Origin of the sequence: Mycobacterium sp. 1164985.4, assembly GCF_001668575.1 — a bacterium.
Classification (GTDB): Bacteria; Actinomycetota; Actinomycetes; order Mycobacteriales; family Mycobacteriaceae; genus Mycobacterium.
Map to the genome: position 1 here is coordinate 1 of NZ_LZMD01000115.1, position 13,550 is coordinate 13,550.

The following is a 13,550-nucleotide window of genomic DNA, read 5'->3' on the forward strand; positions in this document are numbered from 1 at the left end:
CTGCTAACCTCTGAAAGTCGGTTGGTGTTGCGACGTTGACTAGAACCCAACCCGGAACTACCTGCTCAATTTTCGACCGGAACCGACAGCCGTTGCGGAGTCGATCGCAAAGCGCAAAAAACCTATCGACCACCGTCTATGCCGTCTTGGGCTTTTTCTTGGGAGTGATCGGCATCATCGTGGCGGCAGTTGCGACCCCCGGGACTCCATCGACACCTAAAGGAATGCAAGCGGTCCAATGCGCCAGATGCAATGCGGTGACGAACATACCCGTGGGCGACCCGACCTTTGAATGCTGGCAATGCAAACGCACAGCCCCGATGTAGAACTTGCGGAAGATCACCCCGAACATGTTGCGCCCCGCTCGCACGATGGCGCGATGGGTCAAACGCTACGCAGGCGCAGACCCAGCCGTCGACCGATCTGCGACGCGGGGCGTGGGAATGAAAGTTGTTATGATGCAACCATATTCAACTTTGCCTAGCTAGGTCGACGAGCTCGCCTTCCATGTCCAGCCCGGCAACTCCTGGAGTCGGCGTTGGCGATCAGGATCGAGCTTGCCGTTGGCGTGCCACGCACGTTGCGTCCCCACCCATGCACCGAGCGGGTAGTCGAGCTTGCGGGAGTGACGAGAATGCGGCGACATCCACAGTCACCGTAACCGTGTCGTCCCCACCGACCCCCGCCCGAGCCAGCTGACGAGCAAACCAATACGTGGTATCTCGGAGTAATGAACAGGATGGGGTTCAGAGCCGGCGAACATGACATTGGCGTGGCCCAGCCAACCTGCCAGGAGATGGACAAAACGGCGGCGGCGGGCGACAGAATGAGAGTCCCATCGCGACGGGCGCGAACATGATGTTCGCCAATGCTTCGAACGAGATGACCAAGACGCAGATGTACGGGCTCCTCGCTGCTGCCGTTTCGGCTTACTGCCCCAAATACCTGGAGGAGCTATACGCGCACGTCGGCTGGGCGAAGATCAAACTTTCCTAACACCCTCCTATCTCGGCCGCAGGTCGAGACCAATCGCGGTGGTGAACTCCACCAATTGACTGAATCAGTGGCGGGGTGCGCAATTCGACACCGTCGACTCGAGACTTGATGCTGGTTGCGGCGGAAGGTACGCCGGGCCGCGGGGGGTCGGCCCAGCGGACCTGATAATTACTCTGCCGGTTCTGCCCCGGCTTCAGTAAGGGGGTTTTCCCCCGTCCTGGCGCGGTAACTACACCCCCGTGTACGGCGATGTCCATCTGCTCCGCCGCTGCGGAGTCGCATCGAGCAAACGTAAGTACTGGGGCAGTGCTGGCACCCTAAGCGGCGGGGGTCGTCGTACAAATACTGTGCTTATGGGGGTTAACCCCCAAAACTTGGGAGGCCAACCTCGTGTTGTCGCGCGGCCATACTTCGTACTTTGAAGGTATGGCTGATATGAATACCGACCGGGAGGTAATCGAGGGCGCCCTGGCGCTCATCGAGGCCGACGGCGGGTGGACCCAAGGCGCCTATTACCGCGATGCCGATGGCACTCAGGTGCACCCGGCAGTCGACTCGCCGGGCAATTGGGTGCGGGTTCGCACCGAGCACGTTGGTGCAGGAGGCTACAGGACACTTATCGAGCCCGTGGCCGCCCCATGCAGCTTCTGCCTGGGCGGGGCGCTACGTGCTGCGGCTGGTTACTGGCACAGCGGGCAGCCCTACGCGGTGCAACAGCAGGTCGATCGGCTGGAACTAGTACTGGTTCGGCTGGCCAATTCTGCCGACGCAATGAACTGGCCGGACTTAGACGCCTTCAACGATGACTTGCATACGACCGCTGCCGACGCAGTGCTGTTGCTGAAGCTCGCCGCTGCCTCGGCCTGCGACAGTTAGTCGACCTGCCGATGACCCTCCCGCGGCCATAAGCAGGGCCTCGGAACAAGTATTGCGAAGTCCGCTGCGACATGCCGGTTGGGACATTGGTAGAAAGTGTCCACGGATGAGGTTTGCCCTCGACGTCCCCAAGCTAATGAATACTATTTGCTGCCGGTTTGCAGTAAGCGGCGACATGGTTCTCGGGTATTCGCTGTACAGATTCTGTCGGTGACTTAAGTTCAAGCCGGCCTCGGCAGTTCAAACGTTTGGCGGTAGAACGGTTTGGCTCCTGCAGGGGATACCCATGGGGATGTTTGTTCGCGGGTCGGCAGTTGGCGTAGTGCTTTCTGGCGCAGCGGTTCGGGTGGCCGTCCCGGCGTGGGCTGAGCCTCTCAGCGGTTCCTACACCGCCACTGTGACGAGAGGTAACCCGGCCATTGACTTGAACGTCGGCGATACGTGTCCGTGACTTTCACGCCGTGCGGTCCGGACTGCACTCATCTTCAACTTGGAGCGATAGAGGCATTCCAAAGTGATCTGCACTTGCAAGGCGACAACCCGCACCTCAAAAGCCGGTGATCATGTCTGCACATACACGCAGACCAGCGACGTCTCGGTCCTGACCAGTGACTGCCCGCCATATCGCTCGGCTAATGTCTACGCGCTTACTGAGAATGGATGATCGTCAGATCGAAATTCGACTCGGCGTCGGCCTATCTTGCGCGTCGTTGCAGAGCCGGCAGCCCGCGCCGTCCTCGGGTCGACCTCTCCGACGAGCTGCCCGAGTCGGTGGAGCACATCGCCGAGGTCGCCGCGTCCGCGCGACCGGACGCGGCGATAGCCGTCGTCGTGGACGCTTTTAACGGCGACTACACCGTCACTGTCGACGGCACACCAACAAGCCATTGTTGACTATGACGCCATGCGGGGCAGATTGCACCACCACTAGAACCCGTTCTGGACCGCCGCTGCCCACTTACAAGACAGCAATTGGGTCGCGACCTGCCCGCAGGGCCGTATGTCACGCCTTAATCGAATCGTTTGTGTCAGGGACGATAATGCCCACTTTCGACCAAGACTGCCCCGGTTGGGCACTGCCGAGCAGAACCCGCTCTGAGATGCGGGGCAACTGGAAGAAATACATGTAACACGACGCGAAAGCCTGCCTGCTCGTTATCAGCGCCCGCAGGAAAGCGTCGGGGTGTGGACAGACAATGTCGACAGTGGCACCAGGCGATCGGGGAATCTCCGCCGCGACCCCCACGCCACCACGCCACCCCAGTCATGCCCGACGAGGTGCACCGCTGCGCGCCGCTGGTATCAATCAGCGCACGGGCGTCTTGGTCTGGGGTCGAGGGCATCGTGTGCAAGCACTTAGGTTCTGCGTACAAGCCCGGGATCCGGTCGCAGGATCAAATCAATACGCCCTATCGGTTGCGAAGCGAGTTCGTGATCGGCGGCTGGCTTCCCAGCATGGGTCCAACCAGCCGCACAATTGATGCGCTGTCTTCGGGGCCTACGCCGGAAATCGTCTGCAATTCTTCGGAGTGGTCGGCGCCAGCCTCAGCGAGGTGGAGCGGCGACGAATTGCCGCAGCTTTAGATTCGTTACGCTGCAACACTTCACCGTTCCCGAATGTCCCACCGATATCGCGCACACCGTACTCGCTGGGTCCACGCCGGGCTGGCCGGCGTAATCGACTACCGGGATTCGGCAACACACTGCGACACCCTTCGTGGAAGGGCTCACGAGCCGACGTGGCCTGAGCACTGGTCACATCTCCGCCATGGCCGGCCGACGGTCAGAATCGCCAGGCCCTGCCGATGACAGCCTCCTCCGCGATGGTGCCCGCCCCGGGGTCTCCGGTACACAAGATCCCGCGTTCGGCGTCGGCGTCGACACTCGCGCAGTATGCGCGGGAATCCTGCGCATGCGTGCGATTGTCATCCATCACCCACAGTCGGCCGCGCGGCACCGTGACGGGTCCGAACTCGGCACCGAGGCATCGGTCGACGTCGGGATCTACACCAAGCGTCGCCGAGTCGAGGTATGGCTCGATGACCGGCTCGCCGTTCACCGTGAGTCCAGAATCTTCCCGGCATTCCACCTTCTGCCCCCCGGTCGCGATGATCCGTGTGATCAGCTCGTTCTCGTTCGGCGGAAGAAATCCGGCACCCGAGAGGAAGTTCTGCAGCCACCGCACTGCCGCATTGTGCGAGCGGATCGGCTCGGAGCCCACGTTCCATGTTGGCGGAGCGCGGAACACAATCACGTCGCCCGACCTCGGCCTGCTACCGAGACGGTACGAACGATATGACAGCTTGTCTATGATGACGCGCTCGCCCGCTCTCAGGGTCGGCGCCATCGCGTCCGACCGGATCGGGTAAGGCTGGGCGACGAACCTCGCCCCGAACGCATATAGAACGACGAGAAGTAGAACCACGCTGGCGGCCACCGCGACGAACTTCCGCAGGATGCCCCGCGTCCGTTTTGGCGTCCCGGGCACCTCGGCGGTGGTCATTGGGGCCTCGTCGCCCGCATTCTCTGATTTGGCTTCGTCTGGCGAGCGCTCGTGCTTTGCAGCAGGCGCCGGCGACGACGAGACGGCCACGCCACATTCGTTACAGAACTTCGATGCCGGCGGCAACACAACGCCACACGAAGCGCACGACAGCTCCGCTGCCGCTACACCCTCGCGACCGTCGCCCACGTCGGTATAATCCCACCGCGGGTCAGCAACGCTGCGTATATCCAACTGCGACACGCCAAAAGGAAGCGTGTGGAGACTCGATGTGGGCCTTCAATCGCCGATACAACGGAGGGCCGCTATTGCGCGTTTGTGTCTCAGCCCGGTGACTGTCCAGAAAATCCCGCAAAATCTGCGTTGATTTCCGACTGCAATTCCCGCGTGAAGTTCTCAACGCATTCGTCGATCAGCGACCTAAACGAACTGGGGTCGCTGTAGGTGTTCGGGTGGAAGGTCACTGAGCCGCTCCAATGAGCGACCACGTTCCCTTCGTCATCGCGCCTGACGGTCACAATGGTCGCGCTCATATGTTGCCCCTTCAATCGGATGTCTGGGCGAAGGCCCCGCAGACTTTCTGGCGACCACTCCCGAGACGTACCCGCTGCTGGACACGTCTGTGGCGCATAGCGAACCATAGCGTTGTTCCGTACAAGCCGGGTGAAACTGCGTGGTTTTCGTGTAAGGGCCGCATCGTCCCCTTCGTTAAGAAGAGAGCAGGAGCACGGTTCCATATGGCCCACAACGGGTGACCCGGCGGCCGCTTTCACCCAAAGCAGTTGTCACAGCCAACTTTCAGTGCATCCGATGCGACCCTTCGGATTTTCGAACGCCGATCAACTACGTGATCGGAAACCAGCGAAGAAGACCTGAAAACCCCCGGCCGTTGTGTGACACCAACTACGCTTTGCAGAGACCGACCGGTCACGACACGAGGGTGGGACATGATTCGCCAACTGCTCGCCGCTGCCGCCATCGCCGGCGCCGCCATCTGCGCGGCACCGTTCGCCTCTGCGGACGACAACGACTATCCCGACACCCCCGGCCGGTATGCCTCCGACGTACCCGGCATGAACTACGACGCCCACCTCACCGGGCCGTGCTTCAACCTCGAGCGGTTCACCTTCGGGCGCGGCCCCGGCGGCGAGGTCTTACAGTGCCGCTGGATCGAGAACCAGTGGCCCCCCATCCCTACCAACCAGGGGTTCTGGCAGGCGTCCTATGAACTTTTTGGTGTCCAGGACGTCGGCGCCCCGTGCCCCAAGCCTCAAGCCGCCGCCCAATCCCCCGATGGTCGTCCGATGCTGTGCCTCGGCGCCCGGGGATGGCAGCCGGGCTTCTTCACCCGCGAGGGCTTCTTCCCGAGGTAAGCCGTCAGGCGCGCAACGTCTCGCTCGGCGGAGTTCCGTAGGTGCGTTTGTAGACGCCGCTGAAGCGCCCTGCGTGCGTGAACCCCCACCGGCCCGCGATCGCCATCACGGTGTCGCTGCGCGGGTCCGCTATTTGCAGTTCGCGGTGTGCTCGGTCGAGTCGCACGCGGCGCAAATACTCGAGCGGCGTCGTCCCGAGGTGTCGCCGGAACGCGTACTGGACCGAACGCGGCGTCACATTGACGGCAGTGGCAATATCTCTGAGTGTTATTTCCCTGTGGGCGTTCTCGTTGATGAACGTGATCGCGCGCCGCAGCAGGGCGGACTGAACGCGAGCCGGGTCCACATGGTTGCGCATAGCAATCGTCGGATACCCCTGCGCCGATAACCGAAACGGCTTACGACGCGTTTCACACCCAAGACATGATTTGCTGATGAACGATCGCATCGAAGTCCAGCGCACCATCGCCGCACCCGCGTCCGACGTCTTCGCCGTCCGGCGCACCCCCGAGGCCATGTCGCGATTGACGCCACCGGATGCTGCAGGACGCGGAGGGAGAACTGGTTCGCGCGGCCGGCGACAGCTTCGTCGTCCACACGGATCGCGAAGCTCTCAACGACTTCCCCATGGGCAAGTACGACGTCACCGTCTCGATCCGCGATTTCGAGCAGGACAGCAAGTCGGGCACCTCTACGGCTATCGCCTGGAGTCCACCGCCGATGGAACGCTGGTGACGTCGTTCTACGACTGGTCCGATATCGATCCGCACTGGCGCGAGGCGGGCATCTCCCCCGTCGTCTCCGAGAACGCGTTGCGCGCGACGCTGGGCATTCTCGACCGCACGGTCAGGCGCGGCTACCCGCATTCGTCAACCGTAGGTTGACGCGTTCCACTCGTCAACCTACGGTTGACGGTATGACGCAGCCCGCCAAGATCACCAACCCGGTCCGGCTCGACGACCTCATCGACGTCATCAAGACCGTGCACACCGAACCTCTCGACCAGCTCACCGACGCCGTACTGGCGGCCGAGTCCCTCGGCGAGATCGCCGACCACCTGATCGGCCATTTCGTCGACCAGGCCCGCCGCTCCGGCGCGTCGTGGACCGACATCGGCAAGTGCATGGGCGTCACCAAACAGGCCGCGCAGAAGCGCTTCGTCCCCAAGACGCCCACCGACGCCGAACTCCTCGATCCCAACGCAGGATTCGGCAGGTTCACTCCCCGCGCCCGCAACGTCGTCGTCGAATCTCAGAACCTCGCCCACGCGGCCGGCAACGTCGAGATCGGATCCGATCACCTTCTGCTGGCACTGTTCCAGGACCCGAACGGACTGGCCGCCAAGCTGCTCTCCGCCCAAGGCGTCGACTCCGACGCCGTGACGAAGACGGTGTCACTTCCGCCTCGGGCCGAAGGTGCCCTTCCCGCTCTGATCCCCTTCACCAGCAGCGCCAAAAAGGTTCTCGAACTGACCTTCCGGCAAGCACTTCGCTTGGGACACAACTACGTCGGTACCGAACACATCTTCTTGGCGCTATGGGAAGCCGAGGACGACAGCGGCCCTCTGCACCGCATCGGCGTCGACAAAGACCGATTCGAAGCCGAACTGCTCGACGCGTTACAGGCCTTCGCCAACGAGTGATCTCACAACGGTCGGCAAATGGACGTCTTCATGATGTGAGAGTGCGACCGTTCGAAGACGTGGTGGCCGAGCACGGTCCGACCGTGCTGCGCGTCTGCCGCGCCGTCGTCGGTCCCGTCGACGCCGAGGACGCTTGGTCCGAGACGTTTCTATCGGCACTTCGCGCCTACCCGCAGTTACCTGCCGATGCCAACGTCGAGGCCTGGCTCGTCACCATCGCCCACCGTCGCGCGCTCGACGTCGGCCGGGCTCGGTCGCGAAGACCCATACCCACCGACGACATGCCGGATCGCGCCGCGCCGCGGGGGGATCCGGCGACCCGCGACCCCGACCTGTGGGACGCGCTGGCCCGCCTGCCCGCCAAGCAGCGCCGGGCCATCGCCTACCACCACATCGCCGGCCTACCGTTCGCAGATATCGCCGACCTGCTCGGCAACTCTCCCGACGCCGCCCGCCGGGCTGCCGCCGACGGCATCAAGACACTTCGCAGGATCTACCGTGAGGACCAATGCCGATGACCACCAACATCTTCGATGGATTAACCCGCGACGATGAGACACTCGACCGGTTGCACCGACAGCTGGAATGCGCCGCCGGCGACGAGGGTGTCCTCGATGTCGCCTACCGCATGGTCGACAGCCCTGTCGGCCCGCTCCTGTTGGCCGCCACCACCGTCGGACTGGTCCGCGTTGCGTTCGATGTCGAAGGCCATGACACGGTTCTCGCCCGTCTCGCACAGACGGTGAGCCCTCGCATTCTGCGCGCACCGGCCCGTCTAGACACCGTCGCGTACCAACTCGATGAGTACTTCGCCAAGCGCCGCACCGCATTCGAGGTACCCGTCGACCTTCGGCTCGCAGCGGGATTTCGCCGCAGCGTGATCGAGCATCTGCGCGAAATCGGCTACGGCCGACGCGAAAGCTACGCGGCGGTCGCCGCCGCCGTCGGCAACCCCCGCGCGGTACGCGCGGTCGGCAGTGCGTGCGCCCACAACCCGCTGCCGGTGGTATTTCCGTGCCACCGTGTCGTGCGCTCGGACGGATCGCCCGGCCAATACGTCGGCGGCCCGAACGCCAAGTCGACGCTGCTGAGCCTCGAAGCCGCCTGAGGGAATGAATCGGCGGGCCGGGCGGTAGAACCTCGCATGAAACTCAACGACGCCGCCCGCGCCCTGATCGGGCAGGGTGCAGACGCCACGCTGGTCACCCTCAATCCCGACGGCAGCCCACAGGTGACGTTGGTGTGGGTGGCGCTGAAGTCGACTCCCGAGGGCGACGAACTCGTCACCGCACACCTCGCCGAGCATCAGAAGGTCCGCAACGTCCGTCGCGACCCCCGCGTCGCGGTGACGATCCTGTCGCCGCAAGGTGTCGGGCAGGCGATGCGGCCGTATCTGGCGATCAACGGCACCGCCCGCGTCGTCGAGGGCGGTGCGCCCGAACTGCTGAGGGATCTGGCCCAGACGCTGTCCAGCCCGGACTCGGGGTTCCCACCCCAGGACACTCCGCCCGGGTACCTGACACGGATCCGCATCGACAAGGTCGGCGGCGTCGGGCCGTGGATGTCCTGACCGGGAAGCGTCTGTAACACGTTTCAGTGTGTGCGATCATTCGGTGATGCGTCGCTGGTTCGTGCTGCTCATGGTCGCCATGGCGACCGCCGCCGGGATAGTCGCTGCACCCGCATCGGCGGTGACCGCTCCGATCGGCAGACTGGGCGACACCTTGCAGGTGAAGTTCAAGGGCCTGGTCGCCGACATCACCGTTCACAGCGTCGACCCGTCGCCGATCCCGCCCGGCTTCGGCTATCCCCCGCGGCCCCCGCGTCAGCAGGTCTGGCGAGCCTGGGTGACGGTGCATTCGATTCAGGTGCCGACGCCGTATGCGCAGTCGATCACCTACAGCTTCCGCGGTGTCACGCCGACCGGCGACAGCTACGAACCCCGCAACACCGACGCTCCGGACGCACTGCAACCGCAGCTGAACAACGCGCCGGCCGGCTCCACGGTCAGCGGCGCGGTGTTCTGGGACTGCTACCGCGACCTGGTGTCCAACGTGGTGCTGCTCGACAAGGTCACCGGCGAGCACCTGGCTCAGTGGAACGTGTAGTCGCCGTTGGGCATTGACGTCACGGCGGCCGTCGAAGCCGACCTGCCCGAACTCGCCGACGTCGCCGCCCGCACCTTTCCGCTCGCCTGTCCCCCGGCGGCCACACCCGACAACGTCGCAGCGTTCATCGAGGGAAACCTGTCGCAGTCCCGGTTCCGCGACTACCTCGTCGACCCCGACCGGGCCGTGTTCGTCGCGCGCGCCGACAACGCAATCGTCGGCTACGCCATGCTGATTCGCGGCATCCCCGACGACAGCGACGTCCAGCGTGCCGTCGAAGCCCGCCCGGCGGTCGAGGTCTCGAAGATCTATGTGCTGCCCGACCACCATGGCGCCGGTGTGGCCACTGCATTGATGACCGCGGCGGTGCAAAAGGCCACCGACCTGGGCGCCGCAGCGGTGTGGCTCGGTGTCAACCAGCTGAACCAACGCGCGCAACGGTTTTATGCCAAGCACGGTTTCGTCGTCAGCGGCACCAAGACGTTCCGGCTGGGCGCGGCCATCGAGAACGACTACGTGATGGTGCTCGACGTTCAACCGCGAACAGACGCACAACTCAGGTAATTGGCCGCCCGAAAGTAGGCAACTTTACGTCTGCTCGCGCGAAGATGACGAGCCCAGTTCGGTGCCTTCCCTCGTCAGCGCCAGCAGTCGCGACGTCGCGCGCAGATACTTTTTGCGGAATCCACCCGCCAACATCTCGTGGCTGAACAGGGTGTCCAGCTTGGCCCCCGACGCCACCACCGGGATTCCCGCGTCGTACAGGCGGTCGGTCAGCGACACCAGGCGCAGGGCCACATTCTGGTCGTCGACCGTGTGCACGCCGGTGAGAAACACCGCGCCGACCCCTTCGATCAGTGTCAGGTAACGCGACGGATGCATGGTGGCCAGATGCGCGCACAGCGCGTCGAAGTCGTCGAGGGTCGCACCCGCCGACCGTTCGGCGCGCTCACGTACCTCGGTGTCGCTCAACGGTTCGGGCGCCGGCGGGAGATCGCGATGGCGATAGTCCGGTCCGTCGATGCGCACCGTCTCGAAAATGGCTGCCAGCGTGTTGATCTCACGCAGGAAATCCTGCGCCGCGAATCGCCCCTCCCCCAGTTGCTCGGGCAGCGTATTCGACGTCGCAGCCACCGACACGCCGCGCTCGACGAGTTGCGACAGCAGCCGCGAGATCAGCGTCGTGTTGCCGGGATCGTCGAGTTCGAATTCATCGATGCACACCACCACGTAATCGGCCAGCAGTGCGATGCATTCGACGAACCCGAAAACGCTTGCCAGCTGGGTCAACTCGCCGAAGGTGGCGAATGCCTTCGGTTCCGGCAGCCGGTAGTACGACGACGCCAGCAGGTGGGTCTTGCCGACACCGAATCCCCCGTCGAGATACAAGCCGACCCCGGGCAGCACCTCCCGGCGACCGAACAGCTTCTTCTTGCCCGCCCGGCGCTGCTCCGCCTGATCACAGAACCGAACGCAGGACTGCACGGCCGCGGCCTGTGACGGCTCGGCCGGGTCGGGGATGTAGCTGTCGAAGCTGACGTCGGAGAACGTGGGTGGCGGTACGAGTTGAGCGATCAGCCGGTCCGGTGTGACGTCGGGGTGCCGGTCGACCAGATGTTGCACCGCTCCGGACCCGTCCATGCAGGCACCTTATCGACGTGCTGCAATCGTCTTCATGCCCGATACCGCCGCTGCGGCGCAGTTCACAGTGCTCGGGCCTGACGGCGCCCCGATCGACGGCGCCGACGGGAGGCTCGCCGACTTCTACGCCTACCCCGCCGACCTGCGAAGGTGCTGGGTGCGCGGCAACATGATCGCCACCGTCGACGGCGGAGCGACCGCCGGCGGCAAGACCGCGGCGCTGGGAGGCGCCGGCGATCGCAGAGTCTTCGAGCAGATGCGCTACGCCGCCGATGTGATCCTCGTCGGCGCCGCCACCGTGCGCACCGAGAACTACTCCGGCGCGCAGGTGCCCGTCCCGCAGCGCGGCGAGCGGCAGGCGCGCGGCCAGGCCGAGGTGCCGCCGATCGCCGTCGTCACCCGGTCGGGCAACCTCGACCCGGAGGCGCGTTTCTTCACCCGCACCGAGGTGCCGCCGCTGGTCTTGACGAGCTCCGCCGCCTGCGACGGCACCCGCCGCCGTCTCGGCGGGCTTGCCGAGGTGATCGATGCCTCCGGCCCCCGGCCCGACGAGGTCGATGCGGCGACCGCGCTCGACGTGTTGGCCGAACGCAAGTTGTTCCGGGTGCTCACCGAGGGCGGTCCGCTGATCCTGAGCCTGCTCATCGAGAGCGATCTGCTCGACGAGTTGTGCCTGACGATCGCGCCGTTCCTGGTCGGCGGCAAGGCGCCACGGATCGCGACCGGCCCCGGCGAGGTACTGACGCGGATGCGCCCGGCGCATGTGCTGACCGACGACGACGGCTATCTGTACACGCGCTACGTGCGGCTCGGCTGAGCCGCGGATCAGTACTGTGGTCGGCATGCATCGGCGTGGTCAGCTGGTTCGGCTCCTCAGCCTGGCATCCGTCGTCGCCTTCGTCGCGGCGTGTTCGCCGGGCCTCGCCGCCAATCCCCGCTTCGCCACCGACTCCGGCGCGGGGCCCCAGGGCGAGCCGGAAACGACCAAGCCGGCCGAGGGTCCGCCGGCCGTCGAGGCGCCGAAGAACGACCTGGCCTGGCGGGAATGCACGTCGCGGGTGTTCACCGACGCCGCTGTGCCCGCCGTACCGGGTGTGACGCTGGACTGCGCCACCTACGACGCCGACCTCGACCCGATCAACGGTGCGTCGGGCTCGGTCAGCATCGGCGTGGTGCGGGCGCGCGGTCCGCAGACGCCCGAGGACGCCGGCCCGCTGGTGATGACGACGGGCACGGATCTGCCGTCGTCCATCCAGTTGCCGGTGTGGCTCTCGCGGGCAGGCACCGATGTGCTCAACACCCATCCGATCGTCGCCGTCGACCGCCGCGGAATGGGCATGTCGGGTGCACTGGACTGCCGCGACCTGTTCGACCGCCAGGAGATGCTCGACCAGGCGCAGTTCCAGTCCGGCGACGACCCGGTGGCCAACCTGGGCGCCATCGTTCAGACCGCGACGACAAGCTGCACCGACACCATCGCCCCCGGCGACTCCGCCTACGACAACTCGCATGCCGCCGAGGACATCGAGCGGCTGCGCAGCACCTGGGACGTGCCCGCGCTTGCGCTGCTGGGTGTCGGGAATGGAGCGCAGATCGCCCTCGCCTACGCCGGATCGCACCCCAACAAGATCGCGCGCCTCGTGCTCGATTCGCCGCTGCCGCTGGGCATCGCCGCCGAAGCCGCGATGGAGCAGCGCGTCAAAGGTGAGCAGGCCGCGCTCAACGCCTGGGCCGGCCAGTGCGCCGCCACCAATTGCGTCCTGGGCCCGGATCCCAAGGCGGCGGTCGACGCACTGGTCTCGGCCGCCCGCCAGGGCCGAGGTCCCAACGGCGCTGCTGTCGCCACGGTGGCCAATGCGATCGCCACCGCACTGGCCTATCCGCGCGACGACCGGGTCGAGTCGGTTAATGCGCTGGCCGCCGCGGTGGCGGCCGCGCAATCGGGAGATCCGGCTCCGTTCACAGATCTGATCGCTCGCGCCGAGACCCTGCGCGATACCGACGGTCAGTTCGTCAACAGCTGCAGCGATTCGCTGAACCGCCCCACTCCCGACCGGGTGCGTGAGCTCGTGGTGGCCTGGGACAAGCTCTATCCGCAATTCGGCACGGTCGGTGCGCTCAACCTGGTCAATTGCCTGAACTGGCCGAGCGGTTCGACGCCCGAGGAGCCGAAGAACCTCAAGATCCCCGTGCTGCTGCTCGGTACGCAGAACGACCCGATCGTGGGCAACGAGGGCGTCGCCGCGGTCGCGGCCACGGCGATCAACGCCGGCTCGGCCAACAGGCGGGTCATGTGGCAGGGCATCGGACACGGCGCTTCGATCTACTCGCCGTGCACACTGCCTCCGGTGCTGGGTTACCTCGACAGCGGCAACCTGCCGGACACCGACACGTTCTGCCCTGCCTGACGC

Annotated in this window: 16 protein-coding genes and 1 pseudogene; 12 read left to right on the top strand and 5 right to left on the bottom strand. The window is 65.0% G+C overall.

All coding sequences use genetic code 11. From position 1 onward, the window contains the following. Positions 1–484 precede the first annotated feature (484 nt). On the bottom strand, positions 485–646 hold the full coding sequence (locus tag A5650_RS27030) for a helicase associated domain-containing protein (RefSeq protein WP_156744346.1): 162 nt from the start codon (positions 644–646) through the stop codon (positions 485–487). A gap of 776 nt (positions 647–1,422) precedes the next feature. Between A5650_RS27030 and A5650_RS25450 the strand changes: the two genes are divergently transcribed. Next, positions 1,423–1,872 (top strand): DUF6197 family protein, encoded by a 450-nt coding sequence (locus A5650_RS25450; protein ID WP_067298544.1) that lies wholly within the window; start codon positions 1,423–1,425, stop codon positions 1,870–1,872. A 660-nt stretch (positions 1,873–2,532) separates the two neighbouring features. Further along, positions 2,533–2,766, top strand: a complete 234-nt coding sequence (locus A5650_RS25455; RefSeq protein WP_067298545.1) for a hypothetical protein — start codon at positions 2,533–2,535, stop codon at positions 2,764–2,766. A gap of 889 nt (positions 2,767–3,655) precedes the next feature. Here the strand turns inward: A5650_RS25455 and lepB are convergent. After that, complete coding sequence (lepB, locus tag A5650_RS25460) at positions 3,656–4,375, bottom strand: signal peptidase I (protein ID WP_082950945.1); 720 nt, start codon at positions 4,373–4,375, stop codon at positions 3,656–3,658. 323 nt (positions 4,376–4,698) lie between these two features. Beyond that, positions 4,699–4,908, bottom strand: coding sequence for a hypothetical protein (locus A5650_RS25465; RefSeq protein ID WP_067298547.1), 210 nt, complete (start codon positions 4,906–4,908; stop codon positions 4,699–4,701). Between the two features lie 414 nt (positions 4,909–5,322). On the opposite strand from A5650_RS25465, the gene A5650_RS25470 reads away from it, so the two are divergent. After that, positions 5,323–5,748 carry a hypothetical protein gene (locus A5650_RS25470; RefSeq protein WP_067298548.1) on the top strand — a complete coding sequence of 142 codons (426 nt, stop codon included), beginning with the start codon at positions 5,323–5,325 and terminating at the stop codon, positions 5,746–5,748. 4 nt (positions 5,749–5,752) lie between these two features. Here the strand turns inward: A5650_RS25470 and A5650_RS25475 are convergent, their stop codons facing one another. Then, positions 5,753–6,106 carry a helix-turn-helix transcriptional regulator gene (locus A5650_RS25475; protein WP_067298879.1) on the bottom strand — a complete coding sequence of 118 codons (354 nt, stop codon included), beginning with the start codon at positions 6,104–6,106 and terminating at the stop codon, positions 5,753–5,755. A 76-nt stretch (positions 6,107–6,182) separates the two neighbouring features. Here A5650_RS25475 and A5650_RS25480 point away from each other — a divergent pair. The 7 genes and pseudogenes from A5650_RS25480 to A5650_RS25510 all read left to right on the top strand — a co-directional run bounded on the left by A5650_RS25480 (position 6,183) and on the right by A5650_RS25510 (position 10,062). After that, positions 6,183–6,632 (top strand): annotated as a pseudogene (locus A5650_RS25480) (SRPBCC family protein). 32 nt (positions 6,633–6,664) lie between these two features. Beyond that, positions 6,665–7,390 carry a Clp protease N-terminal domain-containing protein gene (locus A5650_RS25485; protein WP_067298881.1) on the top strand — a complete coding sequence of 242 codons (726 nt, stop codon included), beginning with the start codon at positions 6,665–6,667 and terminating at the stop codon, positions 7,388–7,390. Positions 7,391–7,431: 41 nt separating this feature from the next. Next, positions 7,432–7,908 carry an RNA polymerase sigma factor gene (locus tag A5650_RS25490; protein WP_067298883.1) on the top strand — a complete coding sequence of 159 codons (477 nt, stop codon included), beginning with the start codon at positions 7,432–7,434 and terminating at the stop codon, positions 7,906–7,908. Continuing rightward, positions 7,905–8,498, top strand: a complete 594-nt coding sequence (locus A5650_RS25495; RefSeq protein WP_067298963.1) for a methylated-DNA--[protein]-cysteine S-methyltransferase — start codon at positions 7,905–7,907, stop codon at positions 8,496–8,498. The genes A5650_RS25490 and A5650_RS25495 overlap by 4 nt, the downstream gene beginning before the upstream one ends. Before the next feature lie 36 nt (positions 8,499–8,534). Further along, entirely contained in the window at positions 8,535–8,960 is a 426-nt protein-coding gene (locus tag A5650_RS25500) for a PPOX class F420-dependent oxidoreductase (RefSeq protein WP_067298885.1), read from the top strand. A 46-nt stretch (positions 8,961–9,006) separates the two neighbouring features. Next, complete coding sequence (locus tag A5650_RS25505) at positions 9,007–9,498, top strand: hypothetical protein (protein WP_067298887.1); 492 nt, start codon at positions 9,007–9,009, stop codon at positions 9,496–9,498. A 6-nt stretch (positions 9,499–9,504) separates the two neighbouring features. Then, positions 9,505–10,062, top strand: coding sequence for a GNAT family N-acetyltransferase (locus tag A5650_RS25510; RefSeq protein ID WP_067298888.1), 558 nt, complete (start codon positions 9,505–9,507; stop codon positions 10,060–10,062). A 24-nt stretch (positions 10,063–10,086) separates the two neighbouring features. Here the strand turns inward: A5650_RS25510 and zapE are convergent, their stop codons facing one another. Continuing rightward, positions 10,087–11,139, bottom strand: coding sequence for a cell division protein ZapE (gene zapE, locus A5650_RS25515; RefSeq protein ID WP_067298890.1), 1,053 nt, complete (start codon positions 11,137–11,139; stop codon positions 10,087–10,089). Between the two features lie 34 nt (positions 11,140–11,173). On the opposite strand from zapE, the gene A5650_RS25520 reads away from it, so the two are divergent. Both A5650_RS25520 and A5650_RS25525 read left to right on the top strand, forming a co-directional pair. Next, a complete protein-coding gene (locus A5650_RS25520; protein ID WP_067298892.1) occupies positions 11,174–11,956 on the top strand; it encodes a pyrimidine reductase family protein in 783 nt (260 codons plus the stop codon). Between the two features lie 25 nt (positions 11,957–11,981). Further along, positions 11,982–13,547 (top strand): alpha/beta fold hydrolase, encoded by a 1,566-nt coding sequence (locus A5650_RS25525; protein WP_067298894.1) that lies wholly within the window; start codon positions 11,982–11,984, stop codon positions 13,545–13,547. Positions 13,548–13,550: the final 3 nt, after the last annotated feature.

What these genes read in the sequence shown, in the direction of transcription:
- A5650_RS25475 (WP_067298879.1), bottom strand. Translation starts at nt 6,106, where the DNA reads ATGCGCAACCATGTGGACCCGGCTCGCGTTCAGTCCGCCCTGCTGCGG.
- A5650_RS25465 (WP_067298547.1), bottom strand. Translation starts at nt 4,908, where the DNA reads ATGAGCGCGACCATTGTGACCGTCAGGCGCGATGACGAAGGGAACGTG.
- zapE (WP_067298890.1), bottom strand. Translation starts at nt 11,139, where the DNA reads ATGGACGGGTCCGGAGCGGTGCAACATCTGGTCGACCGGCACCCCGAC.
- A5650_RS25455 (WP_067298545.1), top strand. Translation starts at nt 2,533, where the DNA reads ATGATCGTCAGATCGAAATTCGACTCGGCGTCGGCCTATCTTGCGCGT.
- A5650_RS27030 (WP_156744346.1), bottom strand. Translation starts at nt 646, where the DNA reads ATGTCGCCGCATTCTCGTCACTCCCGCAAGCTCGACTACCCGCTCGGT.
- A5650_RS25495 (WP_067298963.1), top strand. Translation starts at nt 7,905, where the DNA reads ATGACCACCAACATCTTCGATGGATTAACCCGCGACGATGAGACACTC.
- A5650_RS25525 (WP_067298894.1), top strand. Translation starts at nt 11,982, where the DNA reads ATGCATCGGCGTGGTCAGCTGGTTCGGCTCCTCAGCCTGGCATCCGTC.
- A5650_RS25450 (WP_067298544.1), top strand. Translation starts at nt 1,423, where the DNA reads ATGGCTGATATGAATACCGACCGGGAGGTAATCGAGGGCGCCCTGGCG.
- A5650_RS25470 (WP_067298548.1), top strand. Translation starts at nt 5,323, where the DNA reads ATGATTCGCCAACTGCTCGCCGCTGCCGCCATCGCCGGCGCCGCCATC.
- A5650_RS25520 (WP_067298892.1), top strand. Translation starts at nt 11,174, where the DNA reads ATGCCCGATACCGCCGCTGCGGCGCAGTTCACAGTGCTCGGGCCTGAC.
- A5650_RS25485 (WP_067298881.1), top strand. Translation starts at nt 6,665, where the DNA reads ATGACGCAGCCCGCCAAGATCACCAACCCGGTCCGGCTCGACGACCTC.
- A5650_RS25505 (WP_067298887.1), top strand. Translation starts at nt 9,007, where the DNA reads ATGCGTCGCTGGTTCGTGCTGCTCATGGTCGCCATGGCGACCGCCGCC.
- lepB (WP_082950945.1), bottom strand. Translation starts at nt 4,375, where the DNA reads ATGACCACCGCCGAGGTGCCCGGGACGCCAAAACGGACGCGGGGCATC.
- A5650_RS25500 (WP_067298885.1), top strand. Translation starts at nt 8,535, where the DNA reads ATGAAACTCAACGACGCCGCCCGCGCCCTGATCGGGCAGGGTGCAGAC.